The following is a 16,875-nucleotide window of genomic DNA, read 5'->3' as shown; positions in this document are numbered from 1 at the left end:
TCTCCTCCCACCTGCCAAAAAGGGACAGGTTCATTTTGGTAGGTATTATCTGGGGTTTTGCGGCGCGACGAACACGCCCCCCAAAGCAAAAAAGGGGACGGGGCGCAAACCCCATCCCCTCTCAATCAACCCGTAAGGTCTACTTACTTGTGATTAGTAGGAAAGCTTCCACATGTAGCGACGCATGGTCAGCGGGTGCTGACGGGCCTCGGCGATCTGGTTGCCGTACTCGCGCATAACGGCGAGGTGCAGCAGCGGGTTGAAGTAGGTGACGACGCTCGCGGGCACGGCGTCAGCCAGGCCGTAGTCCTTGGAGTCGATCAGAGCGACCTTGGCGCCCATGCGCTCAAGGAAGGTGAGGGCGCGAGCGTCCATCGGACGGGTAGCACCATCGGACATGAAGAAGACGTAGGGCTTACCCTCGGTGGAAACCTCGAACGGGCCGTGGAAGTACTCGCCGGTGTTGTAGGCGGCGGCGTCGATCCACTGCATCTCGGTGAACAGGAAGGCGGCGTGAGAATAAGCCATCTTCTCGGAGGCACCGGAGGCCATGAAGTAGATCATCTTGTCGTCCTTGAAGTCCTCGGCGAACTTCTTGGCGAGCTTCTTGCAGTGCTGAGCGGCGTTCTCGCAGAGATCGAAAACGTTGGTGAGGCCGGTGATCATGTCCTCGTAGTGGTCATAGCCCTCGGTCTGCTGAAGGATCTCGAGAGCAAGAGCGATGGCATAGCCGGGCTTCTCGCACTTGGCAGCGTAGTTGGCGTGGAAGCCGTGGACGATGACGTGGTCCGCGTCGACGGTCAGAGCGGAGCCAGCCTTGTTGGTGAGGGAGACGACCGGGCAGTTGTGCTTCTTGGCGGTCTTGTTGGCCTCGACGGTCTCGGGCGTGGAGCCACCGAGGGAGCAGGTGATCACGAAGGTGTGCTCGTTGACCCAGGAAGGCGTGTCGTAGTTGAACTCGTTAGCGGTGAAGATCTGAACGTTCAGCTTGTCCGTGTTGTTGGCCAGGAAGTACTTGGCAGGGTAAAGGTCGGACATGGAAGCACCGCAGCCGACGAAGGCGACGCTGTGGATCTCGTGGTTGGACAGGACGTCAGCGACGATCTGCTTAGGGAGGTTAAGGTCGATCTCGTACATCTGACACATTCCTTTCGATTTTTTGCGGCGCCACATTGCCGGGCGCTCGCAGGGTTACCGTGGTTTGGACCGAGTCGCCGGCCCGTTGAGGATGTGTCAAAGGAACTGTCCCTTTGACACATCAAGGGATGGAAGCCTGCCTGGGGTATGGGATGCCAGGCAGGCCCCCGGGGGAAAGCGGTTAGGCGCTTGGTCGCGACTAGGCCAGGATGCCGGCCGCGGAGAGGGCGATGCCGCCCACGATGGCGATCACGAGAAGCCAACCGGTGTTGACGTTCTTCTTGATGAGCCAGTACATAAGGCCGGTGAGGCCGAGGGAGATCATCTGGGGCATCATGCCGTCCAGGATGTCCTGGATCACGACGGTGCCGTCAGCGAACTGCAGCGGGGTGGTGGCGCCGATCAGCGTGGCGATCATGCCGCCCACGGACATAAGACCCACGATACCGCAGACATACATGAGCTTCTCCATGAGGTCGCCGCCCTGGAGCTTGCTCAGGCACTCGTGGCCACCCTGGTAGCCGATCTTGGCTGCGAACCAAGTGATCAGCACGGAGGGCACGATGGAGATGAGCATGGCCAGGATCGGGCCCATGATGGAGCCCTGCTGAGCCAGCTGAACACCCAGGCCAAAGGCGATAACGCGGATGGTGCCCTGGAAGAAGGAGTCACCGATGCCGGAAAGCGGACCCATGAGGGAGGTCTTGACCGCGTTGATCGAATCGGGATCGAAGTTCTCGGGATCCTTGGCGTACTCCTCCTCCATGGAGGCGGCGAGGCCCAGGATGAAAGCGCTCGTCTGCGGGGTGCAGTTGTAGAACGCCATGTGACGGTGGTAAGCCTCTTTCTTAGCGGCGAGCTGCTTGGGGTCGGACTCGTCCGGATAGAGGCGATCGAGCGTGGGAACCATGCCGTAGAGGAAGCCCATGTTCATCTGACGCTCGTAGTTCCAAGAGGCCTGGATGGCCCAGGAGCGCCAGAAGAACTGGCTGACCTTCTTGTTCAGGGACACGTCCTTGGTTGCGGTTGCCATAGTGTGTTCCTCCTTAGTCTTCGTCGTCTTCGAGCGGATCGTAGTCGGAATCGGCACCGGCGGCTGCATGGGAACCGTTGAACTTGAAGCCCATGAAGACGACAGCCAGGCACACACCGATCAGAGCGACCGCGATGACGGACAGGTTGAGGTAAGCGGCGAGCAGGAAACCGATGAACAGGAACGGAGTCATACCCTTCTTGATCATCATGGTGAGCAGCAGGGCCAAGCCGTAGGCGGTCATGATCTTGGTCGAAACGTTAAGACCAGTGGACAGCCACTCGGGAACCATGTTGACGATGGCCTGAACCAGGTCGGTGCCAACAAAGACGGCGAGGAAGATCGGCAGGAAGTACATGACGGCGTACAGACCGGAGCCGGCGCAGATGTGCATACGGTAAGCGGTCTTGAACTTTCCGTTATCGATCGCGCTATCTGCCACATGGGTGAGGGCGGCGATGATGGAACGGAACACGATGCCGAGGAGCTGACCCAGGACGGCGACCGGGATGGCGATCGTCATGGCGGTCTCGGCGGAAGCATCGGTCAGGCACGCAAAGGCAGCGGCCACGATGCCGCCCAGGACCATATCGGGCGGAACGGCGGCGCCGACCTGCACCAGGCCCATGGACACGAGCTCGACGGCGGCACCGACGGCAAGGCCGGTGGGCACATCGCCCAGCAGCAGACCGACGAGCGTAGCGCCAACGAGGGGCTGCTCGAAGTTAAGACGACCGAGCAGGCGGGAGTCCCACATGCAGAACACGCCGACGAGGCCGACGAGCACCGCACTGATGAACGTATTCATACCCTTCTCCTTTCAGTCAGGCAAACGCCTGGTTGATTACAGCTTGGCGTCGATGTCGACGCTCTGATACGTAGGGGTCTGCTGGACGTAGAGCTTAATGCCCATGTCGAGCAGCTGGTTGACGTCGGCCTTCTGGGTGGCGTCGAAGAAGACGGAGCTGTCCTTGCCGCCGACCTGCTCGGCACCGTCGTGGTTGGCGGTGGCGCCCAGGTTGATGGCGTCGAGCTTGTAGCCCTGGCAGAACTGCAGCATCTCGGCAGTGTTGCCAAAGACGAACATGACGCGCTCGCCGAGGGTGTTGAGCTTGTCCATCTTGGCAAGGGCACGCTCAACGGTGAAGACGTTCAGGCGCACGCCCTGGGGCTTGGCCAGCTTAAGAGCGCCCTTCTTGATGTCATCGTTGGCGGCAGCGTTGTCGACGACGATGATGCGCTCGGCCTGAACCTTGGTGGTCCAGGTAAAGACGACCTGGCCGTGCAGCAGACGGTAGTCAAGACGTGCGAGGACGATCTTGGCGGGACCGGAGCTGTGACGGGACGCCTTGGCTTTCTTGGCGGGAGCCGCGACGACCTCGACCGGTGCGTTGGGGTTGGTCAGACCGGTGCGGGCCTCGTTGATGAGGGCCGCGAGCTCGGCGCCCTTGACGGGGACGGGGCTCATAGCGAGCGTGAGCGCCAGCGGGATGTTGAAACCGCTGACAACCGTGAACTTCGTGCCGTTCTTGGAAAGCTCGACCATGCTGTTGTTGACCGAGCTGCCGAGCATATCGGTCAGCACATAGACGGTGTCGTCCGCGTTGAACGTGGCGATCATGGCGTCCACCTTATTGGTGATGGGCTCCTTGTCGTCACGAGCAAGCGACACGACGTGGACGTTCGACACGTCGCCGAGAACCATCTCGAGCGTGTCTTTGGCGCCTGCGGCCAGGCCGCCATGAGATGCGAGAATGATCTGATTCATCTTGCCTCCTCCTTTTCGTTATGGTCATTATAACGTCTTATACGTTGCTTATATTGCTAATTAGTATAAAGACCGTTCGCGGGTGAAAATCGACCGTTGACGGGTTTAACGTACTTGAAACGTTGGGGCTGGGTAGGCCGGCGCTGGCTGGATAATCCCAGGTCGGACGCCGTGCGCAATCCCTTATCGCACGAAGTACCAGGGGCTTTCCTGCACGGTGGGCTCCAGCGCGATGCCGGTGCGTTCCTTAAACAGATCCATGTCCTGAGATTTTTCGGTCCACCACGCGTTGGGCTTAAAGGTCATGCTCTCGACAATACGTTTGGCAATGACGCTGTTGCGCAGCTTGGAGAAGTCGGTGTTCATAATCAGGATAGACGCGAGCACCAGCACGATGCCCAGGACTTTGATCGCACCGGCGGGCTCGGCGTAGACACCAATGCCCAGCAGTACGGTGACGACTGTCTCGAATGACATTACGACGGGAACTTTCGACGTCTCGAGCCCCATGGACAGGCCCTGCATATATAAGATGTAAGCCACGGCTGTGGGGATGAGTCCAAAGCCAAGGAACAGCAGCAGCAGCTGTGGCGACATTGCCGCGGCGACATCCGGCCACGGAGCCGCGATAGCCGCCATAACCGCACCGCCAAAAACAAAGCCCCAAAACGTGACAGCCAGCGGGTGGACCGTCTTGGTTGCTATTCGGCTAAACACCGCGAGCGACGCACCACAAAGGCCTGCAATCACGCCCGACGTGACGCCCCAAACCGAAAAATGAAAACCGGAAAGGTCGCCATTGGTCACTGCAAGCACGCAGCCAACGATGTTAAAGACAATGGCAACGAGCTTGTTGGGGGTCACGTCCTCGCGATAAAGCACGCGGCCGAGCATGACGCCAAACACCGGCGAGGTGTAGAGCAGCACCGAGGCCGTGGACATGCCCACCTCGCCCATGCACTCGTAATAGCAGGTGTTGGCGGCGGCCAAACCGACGATACCGACAAGCGCGCAGGGAACAAGCTCTTTAGGGCTTGCCTTGAACAGTGCCAGGGGACCCGATGCCTTTCCCTCACGAGCACCTCCCTGGCAACCCATGAATGCCAAGACCGGAGCCATTAAGACGGCACCCGACAACAAGCGAAAGGCAGCCATACTCTGGGACGTAACGCCCATGGCCGAGATGCCGTTTACAAAGATTCCGATGCTGCCCCACATAAGCGCGGCGATCAGCACCAGCACATAGCCCAGATTGCTTTTCTTCAACGCAGCCTCCTCGGTATTGTTTCCAATATGTTTCACACTACGTTATAGTCGTTATATACATTTTTCAAGGCACAAATCGGCAGACGGGAAAATCTGCTTTTCCGCTACAACCCATTAGTGCAAAGAGGCCAGGTTCATATGCACCAACTTGGTGCATATGAACCTGGCCCCAATGCACCAACCCCTTAACAAACACGACGACGCCGACGTTTTGGCAACGTCAGCGAGCGCCCGTCATTTGAGCCAAGGTGCCGTGAAATGAAAAGGCGCTGACCTTCTGGTCGCGCCTTTGAAATTGAACGGCAGATTGGCCAAATGCCGGGCGCGCAGCGTCGAGCCGTTACGCCGTTCGGTAGAACGGCGTAACTAGTAGTCCAGCTTCCACATGTAGCGGCGCGTCATGTAGTCCTTGTGGGTAACGGCAGAGAGTGCACGCATGTACACGTTGTTGAGGATCGGGGCAAAGATCAGGTGGTTGAAGTACTCGCTCACGCTGTCCTTGATGTCGTTGAGGCCGAGCTCCTTGGCGTCGAGCTGATAGACGCGCTCGCCACCGTACTGGTTGACAAAGCGGATGCCGCGCTCGTCGTTGCAGCGGCTGCGGCCGACGCTGATGAGCTGGAACAGCGAGGTGCGCTTGTCCAGGATCTCGAAGGGGCCGTGAAAGAAGTCGCAGGTGTTGATGGTGCAGGAGTCGATCTGCAGCATCTCCTGCACGTTGCAGATGCTAAAGACATAGGCGGCGCCAAAGAGCGGACCCTGAGCCATGACGTTGATGCAGGGCTTGTCGGCGTTCTGCTCGGCCCACTTGGCAGCGAGCGGACGGGTGTACTCGACGGCCTTGCGATAGATGGGATCGACCAGGTCGAAGGCGGCCATAGCGGTCTCGTACTCGGCATAGCCCTCGGTCTGCTGCGTAAGCTCCATGGCGATCATGGTCACGACGGCGGAGTTGGTGCGGCCCATGCAGGACTCATCGACGGCCAGGCTGTCATACTGGATCTTGTAGTCGCAGACTTCGGTGAGGCCAGACTCGTCGACATAGATGGCGATGGTGCTGGCGCCGTGATCCTTGGCGACCTGGGCGGCGACGATGGTCTCTTTGGTGCCGCGCATGGACACGACGACGGCCAGGGTGTTCTCGTTGACGTAGGCAGGCGTGGCGTGCACGAACTCGTTGCTGGTGTAGCTGGAGCTCACGACCTGCGTGGCCTCGTGCTCCATAAAGTACTGGGCAGGATAGTTGCCGCCGTTGGATCCACCGGCGCCAATCCACACGACGCGCTTGATGCCGCCCTTGTCTGCCTTGTCAGCCAAAACCTGGGAGACGACGTCCTTAACCTGTTCCTGAGTAGTCATCGTGCATCAGCCTTTCTTCTCGTTTGATGCTCTCGATGGCATACAAGTTACATACATGTTTTGGTTATGTCGACTAGTTGTATGCTATATTTGTCTTAGAAATTTTGCTGGTAAAGTTTTCGGCAAGCCATTACCAGCGGTTTTGTTGTCATGTTGGATACATGCTTGGTTCTGTAAGCATACAAGTTAGATACAGGTTGTTCGCATGAGCACTTCGTCGAAAAAGAACTTGACCCAATACGAGCGTCTGGCGGCAACGCTTCGCGACCGCATTGCCGCCGGCACCTACGCCCGCGGAGATAAACTGCCGTCCGAGATGGAACTCATGGACGAATCGGGCCTGTCGCGCAGCACCGTGCGCCATGCCCTTAAGGTGCTTGTTGACGAGGGCCTGATTCGAACCGAGCGCGGGCGCGGCGCCTTTGTGGCCGACACGCCCGCGCTCCACGAGAACAACCTGGTGTTTTCGAGCTATACGGCACAAGTCCAGGGTCAGGGCATGAAGCCCACCACGCGCACCGTGGACTCGGGCTTTGCCAAGGCGGCCGGCAGCATAGCTAAGTTCTTTGACGCCGCCATGGGCAGCAAGCTCGTCAAACTTGTCCGCCTGCGCTACCTGGACGACGCGCCACTGTGCCTGGAAACCACCTATCTACCACCGAGCTTTGAGGCACTCATCGATCGCGATATCAACGGTTCGCTCTACGCCATGCTGCGCCAAGAATTCCATCGCGCGCCGGCACAGGGACATAAGACCTTTGAGGTGTGCTATGCCTCGCAAAACGAGGCGTTTTTGCTCAACGTTGAGCGTGGGCAGGCGCTGATCTTGATCACCGACTACGTCTACGACACCGACGGCCGCCCGCTCCATATCTCCAAGCGTATCCAGCGCACCGACCGCGCCAAATACACCGAGCCCATCGGCTAGCGCACCAAACGAGGCAAAATGTACCTAATAAACGTTTTACCTGCGGTTTTTATTAAATCTCAAGCCGGCATGGCGCAAATGCCAACATCGCCTGGCAACACTCGCCGCCCAAGCTCAACTGTTCCTGCCCAAAATATCCAGCACCGTAAATCTAAGTGAGTAGACTTTTCGCGACCTGTCGAGCACATTCAAAACAGCCACCTCCGTGACCTGCGGTTTTACTAAGGCAGATACGCTTTGTGCTCGGCCTGCGCCAAAAAAGCCTACTCACTTAGCCCGCAAGGCGTCCCGAGGGGACAATCCAGGTCAAAATAGCGTACAAACGCCACGCTACTTGCGGCGATTTGATACCACAAGACAGCCAAAAACCTGCCAAAATAAACCTGTCCCTAAATGGTAGGTTTAGGAAGGTCGGGGAACCAGGTTGGTTTGGGCTGGTTGGGGGTGCGCTCGGCCAGGACCAGCTCCATCCAGCACATGTCGTACCAGCGGCCGAACTTTTGGGCACAGCGGTCGAAAGCACCCACCAAGCGATATCCCATATGGGCATGGAAGTCCTGGCTGTTGTGCGTTAGATACTCGTCGTCCTTGTCGTGCGGCACGGCGATGAGCGCGCACATGTTGGTGATGCCCATCGCGATCAGGCACTGCTTGAGCGCATCGTGCAGCTTGCGGCCCAGCCCGCCGTGGCGCACGTCGCGTGCCAGGTAAATCGACGTCTCGACCGACCAGTCGTATGCCTCGCGGCTGTTGAGCGGACTCGCATAGGCATAGCCTACCGGACGCCCGTCCAGCTCCATCACCAGATACGGATAGCGCTTGAGCGTACGCTCGATGCGCCCGGCGAACTCCTCAACGCTCGGCACCTCGTATTCGCAGGTAATCGCCGTCTGGCGCACATACGGCTCATAGATGGCAAGCAACGCCGGCGCGTCTTCGGGCGTCGCCAGGCGAATCGCCGGCTCGGACATCTCGGTCATACAACCCTTCTCTCTCAAAAACAAAGGCCGCCTTGCGCCAAACCCAGCGCAAGGCGGCCCCTCGTCATTACATCAGGCTACAGGACAGCCGCCAGCGCGTCGATGTCCTCCTGCGTCGTGGCCCAGCTGGTGCAAAAGCGCACCACCGTGTGGGTATCGTCGTACTTTTCCCAGTACTCGATCGCCGCATGCTCGCGAATGCGGGCCATGTCCTCGTTGGGCAGAATCACGAACTGCTGGTTTGTGGGCGTCTCCAAAAAGAACTGGTAGCCGCGCTCGTGCAGCACTCGACGAAGCGCCTGAGCCGTCTCGATCGCCTGGCGACCAATCTCAAAATACAGGCCGTCGGTAAAGAGCGCCTCAAACTGCACGCCCGTCAGGCGACCCTTGGCCAACAGCGCGCCGTGCTGCTTAATGCGCGGAATGGGATGCGCCGGAGCGTGCATGCCGCAAAACACCACGGCCTCGCCGCAAAGCGCGCCGCACTTGGTGCCGCCGATGTAGAACACGTCGCACAGCTGCGCCAGCTCGGGCAGGGTAATGTCGCACTCATCGGCCGCCAGCGCATAGGCCAGGCGGGCGCCATCCACAAACAGCGGAATCTCGCGCTTCTGGCACACCGCGTGAATCGCCGCGAGCTCGGCCTTGGAGTACAGCGTGCCGTACTCGGTCGATAGGCTCACGTACACGGCACCCGGGAACACCGTGTGCTCGTAGCTCTCGTTTTCGTAGAACACCTGGATATAGTTCTCGAGGTCCTCGGCGTGCATCTTGCCCTCGTAGCCGGGGATGGTGAGCACCTTGTGGCCGCCAAACTCGATGGCGCCCGCCTCGTGACAGGCGACGTGGCCGGTCTCGGCGGCAACAACGCCCTCGTAGGGCGCAAGCAGCATGTCAATCACCGTCGCGTTGGCCTGCGTGCCGCCCACCAGAAAAAACACGTCGGCATCGGGGGCCTGACAGGCCTCGCGGATAAGCTGCTTGGCACGCTCGGTGTGCGCATCGGTACCGTAGCCGGGCTGCGGCTCCATATTGGTGTCGACGAGCGCCTGCAGCACTGCCGGATGTGCGCCGTGGGAATAATCGTTGTTAAACGCGAGCATGGCAATCCTCTCTTACCGGGTATCGGCCAGATGATTCAAACGGAGCTATTGTACGCCGTTGGGATAGGCAATGCGCGCGGCAAGGCACTCAAGCGCCAGCACCAGGGCAAAGCCGCAGCTCACATCGCTCAAAAAATGCGCTCCGATCACGATGCGGCCAAAGGCGACGAACGCTGCAACAACAACCGCCGCCCAAAAGATTACACGGCGACGCGAAGGTTTTTCCGTAAAGGCTGCCGCGGGAAGCCCGGCGAGCATAAGGCCGATCGCCGCATGCGCCGTGTGTCCGCTCGCAAACGACTTGAAGCCGTCCTTGATCACGCCGGCGGCGATATAAGTCCATTTGTCGGGATTGCCGATCACCCACCACGGCTGAAAATCGAGTCCCTGCGTCACCTCGATCACGCGCATGCGCGGGCGCGACCACAGCGGCTTGACGATCACGTTGAGGATAATGGCCTGAGCGACCCACACGGCAAGTACCATCAACGCCCAGCGCGTGAGCTCATCGGGGTCGGTGTCGCGCGTGAGGCGATAGACGATGAGGTTGGCCGCAATGACCAATGCAAACGTCAGAACCAGCTGAACCGCGATGAGTTTGCCGCCAACCCGCAGGGACGAAACGATCTCGTAGCCGGCCAGGCCGATGTTGACGAGGATGCCAAGCACGGCGAGCCATTTGCTCCCCCTGGAGTCGGGACGTGCCGAGCGCACGAGCATAACGCCCGCGACGCTCGCCGTCAGCTCGAACGGCAGCTCGCCGGCGGCCTCGATAAAGCGGCCGTACATGCTGCCGATGTTGAACAGCGCGCTCGAGATCTGATAATCGAAGAAGCTGCCCACGCCCAGACAAAGGCACAGGGCAACCGCGATAATGGCGACATCTTTCTTATAGATATATCCGAACATGCTTTTCTTTCGATGAAACCAGAGCGCCCAAATGGAGCGTTTACGGCGTCGACCCGTTAATCATCGTCGGACGCACCCAGCTGCTGCAGCAGCATGAGCGCCGCGGCCACGGGGCCGGTGCCGTCGTTGGCGTCGAGACCGCGACCCAGGCCGCTGCCCGCACCGGCGCCCGCCTTGTAGGGCACCGACAGCTTGCGGCTCTTGGGGAAGTTCACCGCACCGTAACGGGTCTTGAGCTCAAAGGCCGCCTTCTTGGGCACGTCGACACCCAAAAAAGTGATGCGTCCGCCGCTGAGCGTGACGCTCTCGAGCCCCAGGCGCTCGCCGCGAATGCGGATGCGCGCGCGGTTGAACAGGTTGAGCCCCGCCAACGGCAGCTCACCGTGCGCGGCCTCGGTCTCTTCCTGTACCTCGTCGATGCTCTCCAGGTCCTCGGCCGCCGCGAGCTTGCGGTACACGAGCACGCGCTGGTCCACCGCCGGCAGGTACTCCTCGGACAAGAAGTAATCGGCCGGCAGGTTAATGCCCACGCTCGCCGCCTCCACGCCGGCGTCGTCATCGCCGCGTGCCTCGGCCACTGCCTGGCCCAACATCTGCGTAAACAGGTCAAAGCCCACGCTCGACAGGTTGCCGTGCTGCTCGGCGCCCATAAGCGAGCCGGCACCACGGATCTCCAGGTCGCGCATGGCGATGCACATGCCGCTGCCCAGATCCTGAAACTCGGAAAGTGCGGTCAGGCGCGCCGTCGCCTCCTCGGTGAGCGGCAGCTCGCCCGGGAACATAAAGTATGCGTAGGCCTGTGTGGCAGAACGGCCCACACGGCCCTTGAGCTGGTAGAGCTGTGCCAGGCCCAGGCGCTGCGAGTCCTCGATGATGAGCGTGTTGGCGCACGCGTTGTCGATGCCGCTCTCCACGATGGTCGTGGCGATGAGCACGTCGATCTTTTTGGTCGCAAACTCGATCATCACGTCCTCGACCTCGCGCGGGCTCATCTTGCCGTGCGCCACGCCCACGCGCGCCTCGGGCGCGGCCTCGTGCACGCGCGCCACGGCGTCGTCGATGGTCTTGACGCGGTTGGACACGTAGTACACCTGGCCGCCGCGACCCACCTCCAGGCGAATCGCCGCGCTCACCACATCGGGGTCGTACTCCCCCACGTGCACGATCACGGGACGACGCCCGGTCGGTGGCGTGGTAATCAGGCTCATGTCGCGCACGCCGCTCGTGGCCATCTGCATGGTTCGCGGAATCGGCGTTGCCGAAAGCGTGAGCACGTCAATCTGCTCACGCAGGTTCTTGAGCTGCTCCTTGTGCTGCACACCAAAGCGCTGCTCTTCGTCGATGATCACCATGCCCAGGTTCTTGGGGTTCACGTCGGCAGAAAGCAAGCGGTGCGTGCCGATGAGCACATCAATCGTGCCCTCGGCAAACGCCTTAAGCGCGCGCTTTTGCTGCGCCGGGGTGCGGAAGCGGCTGAGCACTTCGACCTCGAGGCCAAACGGGGCAAAGCGCTCAAAGAACGTCTCGTAGTGCTGCTGGGCCAGAATGGTCGTGGGGCAGAGCACCATGACTTGGCGGCCGGAGTCCACGCACTTAAACGCCGCGCGCAGTGCGACCTCGGTCTTGCCAAAGCCCACATCGCCGCACAGCAGGCGGTCCATGGGCTTGGGCGCCTCCATGTCGGCCTTGATGTCGGCAATGGCCTCCAGCTGGTCGCGCGTCTCGTTGTAGGGGAAGCTCTCCTCCATCTCGATCTGCTCGGGCGTATCGGGCGGACAGGCGATACCGGTAATCGACGAGCGGCGCGTATACAGGTCGACCAGGTCAAACGCCAGCTTTTTGGCGTTCTTGCGTGCCTTGTTGGTGGCACGCGTCCAGTCGGCGGTATTGAGCCTGGTCAGGCGCGGCTTGTCGCCGTCGGGGCCAACATAGCGCGTGATGCGGTCGACCTGCTCGAGCGGCACGTAGAGCTTGTCGCCGTCGGCATATTCCAGCAAAAAGTAGTCGCGTTCCTTGCCGCCCACTTCCTGGCGCGCGATCTCGCTAAAGAGCGCGATGCCATGCGTTGCGTGCACCACGTAATCGCCCGGCTTAAACGGGAAGGTAATCTGCGTAATGTCAACCTTGCGGCGGCTGCGCGCGCGGTTGGCATCCATGCGGGCGTTGAGGTCGGCGATCGAGAACACTGCCAAATTGGCGTCGGGTACCACCACGCCCTGCGGCAGAGCGGCATCGACAAAGGTCACGCGCCCGCGCGAGATGGTGGGCACGGCGGCACCGGCGGCAGCCTGGGCGGCACCCGCCTCGAGCGAGCGGGCGTTGAGCGCATCGGCCTTGCGCTCGCGAATTGCAGCATGGGCATCCTGGCGGGCAGCACGGTCGGCAGAATCCGCCGCCGCCACGCGCACGCGCTCACCAATGACACCGGCATTTTCGGGCGCGGCCGTCAGCGACTCCTCAAAGGTAATGCCCTCGTCGCCAAAGGTGAGCTCCATCGACTCGCGCGCACCGCGGTCGGGAATGGCAAACACGCAGGCGTAGCGCTTGCCCACGACCTCCTGAATGCGCGTCATAAAACGGTTGTCCGAGCCTGCGATGGCCGGCTGCTCAATCTTGAGCTCTGCCGTCACCGCACCGCCGGCACGAATCAAGCTCACGTAGTTCAGGCGCTGCTGGGCACCAAAATCGAGCTGTTGGGCACGCACGTACAGACCATCCAGGCGGTCAATCCCTGCCTCGCCGGCACTGGTCTCAATATCCTCGTAGGCGCGCAGGCAGTCGTCGAACAGCGAGCGCGGCTCGGACAGAACCACGAGTGCCTTGCCGCTCACGTGCGCCAACGGGCTTACGGTCTGGCCGTACATCACCGGCAAAAAGCAGTCGAGCTCGGGCGTGACGATACGCGCATCCACCATCTCGAGCAGCGCCGCCAGTTTGCTGTCGTCCTGGCTGGCGCGATAGAGCGCCACATGCATGTTGTGGACCGCCTCGTCGGTAAGCGCCAGCTCGCGGCACGGGAAGATCTCGATACTGTCCTCGTTGCCGATGGTCTGCCCCGTTGAGCTCACCATGCGGCGGATGCGGTCAATCTCGTCGCCAAAGAACTCAATGCGCACGGGCGCTTTCTCCTGCGCGGGAAACACCTCGACGTTGTCGCCGTGAACGCGGAACAGACCGGGCGCGTCGGCGGCGCCGGCATTGGTGTAGCCCATGCCCACCAGGCGCTGCGGCACCTCGTCAAAAGGAATCTCCTCGCCCACCGCAAAGGTCGTGGACTCCCAGTAGTGGCTCTCGACCGGCGGCACGCAGCGCAGCAGCGCGCGGGCCGAGGCAACCATGATGCAGTTGTCCCCGCGCACGATGCGCCCCAGAGCCTCGCAGCGCTGCGCCACCACGGCATCGTTGGGTGCCTGCTCGCGCCACGGATAGTCCTTGCGCTCGGGAAAACGGCACACGCGCGCCAGCCCCACATAGGCGGCAAGGCTGCGCGCAGCGCGATCGGCCGCATCCTCGCCGCTCACGATGTAGACCGTCGGGCGCGGACGGCGCGCAAACTGGGCGGCCGCCATAAGCGTACGGCCCGACTGCGACACGGCCAGCGTCACGTCCTCGCCGGCATCGAGTCCGGCCTCGACGGTCTGCAAGGCCTCGGCAGTGTAGAGCTGCGCGGCTATACGGTGAATGAGCATGCTGTTCCTCCGGCATCGCAACGCCAAAAGCCCGCCGGGGCAAGCTCGGCGGGTCGTACGTCAAAGATCATTGTTTGTCATGGTAGCGCATGGAGAGGACTCCTGCTCAAGGGCAAACCCGGCCCTGCAAAAAACGCCAGACGAAGATGCATTCCGCCTTACCCCGCTACGCGCACGCTGGGGCACAAATCTGCCAGCGGACACTCGTCGCACTTGGGTTTGCGGGCATCGCAGATCTCGCGACCGAAGGTGATCCACTGATGGTTGACCGACTCCCAATACTCGTGCGGCAAAATCTTGAGCAGATCCTGCTCGGTCTTGAGCGGCTCCTTGGCATGCGTCTTGGGACTCAGCATCAGGCGGTGCGCAATGCGGTTGACGTGCGTATCCACTGCGATGCCTTCCACGATGCCGTACCCCACGTTGAGTACGATGTTCGCCGTCTTGCGCCCCACGCCCGGCAGCTTTACAAGCTCCTTCATGTCGGCCGGTACCTCGCCGCCGTAGTCAGCAACGATCATCTGGGCGGCCTCCACGGCATGCTTGGCCTTACTCTTATAAAAGCCGAGTGACTTAATGGTGTCCGCCACGTCAGCCACGCTCGCCCCGGCCATGGCCTCGGGCGTGGGCCACTGGGCAAACAGCCGCGGCGTCACCTTGTTGACCTGCGCGTCGGTCGTTTGCGCCGAGAGTAGCACCGCGATCAGCAGGCGGAAGGGATTCTCGTGGTCCAAAAAGCACTCGACCGTGCCATAGCGACGGTTGAGGCGCTCACACACCTCGATGGCGCGCTCGCGCTTGGCGGCATTGGTCTCGCGTGGCATAACGACTCCTCGGCTCAACGGCACAATAAACTTATGGACACAATTGTCCCACGTCCGAGACGCTTACGCCTCCAAGAATGCGCCGGTCTGACGGCTCCACAGGCTCGCGTACTCGCCACCTGCCTCGACAAGCTGCGCATGCGTGCCGTCCTCGACGATCTCGCCATCGGCCAGCACCACAATACGGTCGAGCGCCGCCACGGTGGACAGGCGGTGCGCCACCACAATGGAGGTACGTCCACGCATCAGGTTTTCGAGCGCCTCCTGCACCAGCGCCTCGGACTCGCTGTCCAGGGCAGAGGTCGCCTCGTCGAGCACCAGAATCGGCGCGTCGGTGAGAATCGCGCGGGCGATAGCCACGCGCTGACGCTGGCCGCCCGAGAGCTTGACGCCGCGCTCGCCCACCATGGTGTCAAAGCCATGGGGCAGGCGGTCGATAAACTCCAGGGCGTTGGCCAGGCGCGCGGCCTCGCGAATCTGCTCATCAGTGGCGTTGGGACGACCGTAGGCAATGTTTTCGCGAATGGAGCGGTGGAACAGCAGCGCCTCCTGCGGCACGTAGGCCACCTGACGGCGAAGGCTCTGCTGCGTACAGCGCGAGACGTCCTGGCCGTCCACGAGCACGCGGCCGCCCTGCACATCGTCCAAGCGCAACAGCAGCTTGGTGAGCGTCGACTTGCCCGAGCCCGATTTGCCCACCAGGCCCACGCGCTGGCCCGCCGCCACATGAAGTGTCAGGTCATCGAACACGTTCTCGCCCGCCGCAGCGTCACGGTACGCAAAGCTCAAGTGTTCAAAATCAATCGCGCCCTCGGTCACTTTGAGCTCAGGGGCGTCCGGGTCGTCTGCCACCAAACGTGGCTCGTCCAGCACGCGCGTCATCTCGGCCGCATCGCCCAAAGCACGGTTGATGCGCTGCATCATGGAACTCACGTAGTTCAGACGCATGGTGAGGTTATAGGTGTAGGTAAAGATCATGACGAGCGAGCCGGCCGAGATGCCAAACCACGCGTTGCCGCCCGCCACGAACACACTCACCACGGCCATGGTGATGACGATAAGGCCCGAGGTCGTAAAGTTGCGCTGCATCATGGCGTGCATCGAGACCGTCTCGGCGTCGCGCGCGGCACGATCGGCGGCGTCGAACAGATCGCGTTCAAAGTCCTCGCGCCCGCAGGTCTTGACGGCCAAGATGTTCGTGACCGCGTCGGAGAGCACGCCCGAGAGCTTGTTCTGCGCGGCGGACGTCGCAGCCGAAAGCGGCATGATGTGCTTGTACATAAGCCAGACAAACGCGATGTAGACGACCATGATGCACACCAGGATCACGGTAAACGTCGGCACCACCGGGGCGAGTGCGGCCACGGTGCAGATGACCGAGGTGATGGTGGGGATGAGCGAATACACCGTCACGTCGACCAGACCCGTGTAGCCGCTCATAAAACGGCTCGTCTGGCTAACGAGCGATCCGCCAAAACGGCTGGTGTGAAATGTCATGGATTGGTTGGAGAGCGTGTCGAAGCACAGACGCGCCAGGTGATAGTTGCCTGCGATTTCGAGCTTGTAGACGGTGTAGTCCTGTAGCTTGGAGAGGATCTGACCCACCAGGTTAACGAGTACGAGCGCCAGGATATAGGGGGCGAAGACCTCAAGCACCTGGTCACCCGCCACGGGACCGGCTTGAACGCGGTCGACAATGAGGGCCATCACGTAGGTGTTGGCAAACGTGAGCAAAAAGATGTAGCCCGCCGACGAGAACACCGAGAGAAAGACGATCAGCGGCTGCGTGCGCGTGACGTCCCAAAAACGCTGTAGCGTGCGGCGCACGGTGGAGCGTTTGAGCGGGCTGGTGCTTCTCTGAGACATGGGCTTCCTTTCG

Annotated in this window: 13 protein-coding genes; 1 reads left to right on the top strand and 12 read right to left on the bottom strand. The window is 61.2% G+C overall.

The window, feature by feature from the left end; genetic code table 11:
- Nucleotides 1–153: 153 nt before the first annotated feature.
- The 6 genes from DW003_RS02900 to DW003_RS02875 form a co-directional block, all read right to left on the bottom strand.
- The gene (locus DW003_RS02900) at nt 154–1,137 is read right to left on the bottom strand and encodes an SIS domain-containing protein (RefSeq protein WP_226814256.1); all 984 of its coding nucleotides are present in this window, start codon (nt 1,135–1,137) and stop codon (nt 154–156) included.
- 199 nt (nt 1,138–1,336) lie between these two features.
- A complete protein-coding gene (locus DW003_RS02895; protein ID WP_118387437.1) occupies nt 1,337–2,170 on the bottom strand; it encodes a PTS system mannose/fructose/sorbose family transporter subunit IID in 834 nt (277 codons plus the stop codon).
- A gap of 13 nt (nt 2,171–2,183) precedes the next feature.
- Nucleotides 2,184–2,978, bottom strand: coding sequence for a PTS sugar transporter subunit IIC (locus DW003_RS02890; protein WP_118387435.1), 795 nt, complete (start codon nt 2,976–2,978; stop codon nt 2,184–2,186).
- A 36-nt stretch (nt 2,979–3,014) separates the two neighbouring features.
- Nucleotides 3,015–3,938: a PTS mannose/fructose/sorbose transporter subunit IIAB gene (locus tag DW003_RS02885; protein WP_118387433.1), complete on the bottom strand. Its 924-nt coding sequence runs from the start codon at nt 3,936–3,938 to the stop codon at nt 3,015–3,017.
- A gap of 183 nt (nt 3,939–4,121) precedes the next feature.
- Entirely contained in the window at nt 4,122–5,204 is a 1,083-nt protein-coding gene (locus tag DW003_RS02880) for a DMT family transporter (protein WP_117758488.1), read from the bottom strand.
- A 366-nt stretch (nt 5,205–5,570) separates the two neighbouring features.
- Entirely contained in the window at nt 5,571–6,563 is a 993-nt protein-coding gene (locus tag DW003_RS02875; RefSeq protein ID WP_006235139.1) for an SIS domain-containing protein, read from the bottom strand.
- A gap of 205 nt (nt 6,564–6,768) precedes the next feature.
- Here DW003_RS02875 and DW003_RS02870 point away from each other — a divergent pair, with 205 nt between their 5' ends.
- The gene (locus DW003_RS02870) at nt 6,769–7,491 is read left to right on the top strand and encodes a GntR family transcriptional regulator (protein WP_118066177.1); all 723 of its coding nucleotides are present in this window, start codon (nt 6,769–6,771) and stop codon (nt 7,489–7,491) included.
- Between the two features lie 389 nt (nt 7,492–7,880).
- On the opposite strand, the gene DW003_RS02865 is transcribed toward DW003_RS02870, so the two are convergent.
- From DW003_RS02865 to DW003_RS02840, 6 genes are all read right to left on the bottom strand, one after another.
- Complete coding sequence (locus DW003_RS02865; RefSeq protein ID WP_118387431.1) at nt 7,881–8,471, bottom strand: GNAT family N-acetyltransferase; 591 nt, start codon at nt 8,469–8,471, stop codon at nt 7,881–7,883.
- 77 nt (nt 8,472–8,548) lie between these two features.
- Nucleotides 8,549–9,574 carry a low specificity L-threonine aldolase gene (locus DW003_RS02860; RefSeq protein WP_118387429.1) on the bottom strand — a complete coding sequence of 342 codons (1,026 nt, stop codon included), beginning with the start codon at nt 9,572–9,574 and terminating at the stop codon, nt 8,549–8,551.
- Between the two features lie 45 nt (nt 9,575–9,619).
- Complete coding sequence (locus DW003_RS02855) at nt 9,620–10,483, bottom strand: phosphatase PAP2 family protein (RefSeq protein ID WP_118387427.1); 864 nt, start codon at nt 10,481–10,483, stop codon at nt 9,620–9,622.
- 56 nt (nt 10,484–10,539) lie between these two features.
- Entirely contained in the window at nt 10,540–14,172 is a 3,633-nt protein-coding gene (gene mfd, locus DW003_RS02850; protein ID WP_118387425.1) for a transcription-repair coupling factor, read from the bottom strand.
- A 158-nt stretch (nt 14,173–14,330) separates the two neighbouring features.
- Nucleotides 14,331–14,996, bottom strand: a complete 666-nt coding sequence (nth, locus tag DW003_RS02845; RefSeq protein ID WP_118387423.1) for an endonuclease III — start codon at nt 14,994–14,996, stop codon at nt 14,331–14,333.
- Nucleotides 14,997–15,059: 63 nt separating this feature from the next.
- Nucleotides 15,060–16,862, bottom strand: coding sequence for an ABC transporter ATP-binding protein (locus tag DW003_RS02840; protein ID WP_118387421.1), 1,803 nt, complete (start codon nt 16,860–16,862; stop codon nt 15,060–15,062).
- Nucleotides 16,863–16,875 lie beyond the last annotated feature (13 nt).

This window comes from Collinsella sp. AF36-3AT (assembly GCF_003475205.1).
Classification (GTDB): domain Bacteria; phylum Actinomycetota; class Coriobacteriia; order Coriobacteriales; family Coriobacteriaceae; genus Collinsella; species Collinsella aerofaciens_AF.
The sequence above is the reverse complement of the archived record's forward strand: the minus strand, read 5'-3'. Positions and strand labels throughout refer to the sequence as shown.

What these genes read in the sequence shown, in the direction of transcription:
- DW003_RS02870 (WP_118066177.1), top strand. Translation starts at nt 6,769, where the DNA reads ATGAGCACTTCGTCGAAAAAGAACTTGACCCAATACGAGCGTCTGGCG.
- DW003_RS02865 (WP_118387431.1), bottom strand. Translation starts at nt 8,471, where the DNA reads ATGACCGAGATGTCCGAGCCGGCGATTCGCCTGGCGACGCCCGAAGAC.
- DW003_RS02895 (WP_118387437.1), bottom strand. Translation starts at nt 2,170, where the DNA reads ATGGCAACCGCAACCAAGGACGTGTCCCTGAACAAGAAGGTCAGCCAG.
- DW003_RS02885 (WP_118387433.1), bottom strand. Translation starts at nt 3,938, where the DNA reads ATGAATCAGATCATTCTCGCATCTCATGGCGGCCTGGCCGCAGGCGCC.
- nth (WP_118387423.1), bottom strand. Translation starts at nt 14,996, where the DNA reads ATGCCACGCGAGACCAATGCCGCCAAGCGCGAGCGCGCCATCGAGGTG.
- DW003_RS02890 (WP_118387435.1), bottom strand. Translation starts at nt 2,978, where the DNA reads ATGAATACGTTCATCAGTGCGGTGCTCGTCGGCCTCGTCGGCGTGTTC.
- DW003_RS02860 (WP_118387429.1), bottom strand. Translation starts at nt 9,574, where the DNA reads ATGCTCGCGTTTAACAACGATTATTCCCACGGCGCACATCCGGCAGTG.
- DW003_RS02840 (WP_118387421.1), bottom strand. Translation starts at nt 16,862, where the DNA reads ATGTCTCAGAGAAGCACCAGCCCGCTCAAACGCTCCACCGTGCGCCGC.
- DW003_RS02875 (WP_006235139.1), bottom strand. Translation starts at nt 6,563, where the DNA reads ATGACTACTCAGGAACAGGTTAAGGACGTCGTCTCCCAGGTTTTGGCT.
- mfd (WP_118387425.1), bottom strand. Translation starts at nt 14,172, where the DNA reads ATGCTCATTCACCGTATAGCCGCGCAGCTCTACACTGCCGAGGCCTTG.
- DW003_RS02900 (WP_226814256.1), bottom strand. Translation starts at nt 1,137, where the DNA reads ATGTACGAGATCGACCTTAACCTCCCTAAGCAGATCGTCGCTGACGTC.
- DW003_RS02855 (WP_118387427.1), bottom strand. Translation starts at nt 10,483, where the DNA reads ATGTTCGGATATATCTATAAGAAAGATGTCGCCATTATCGCGGTTGCC.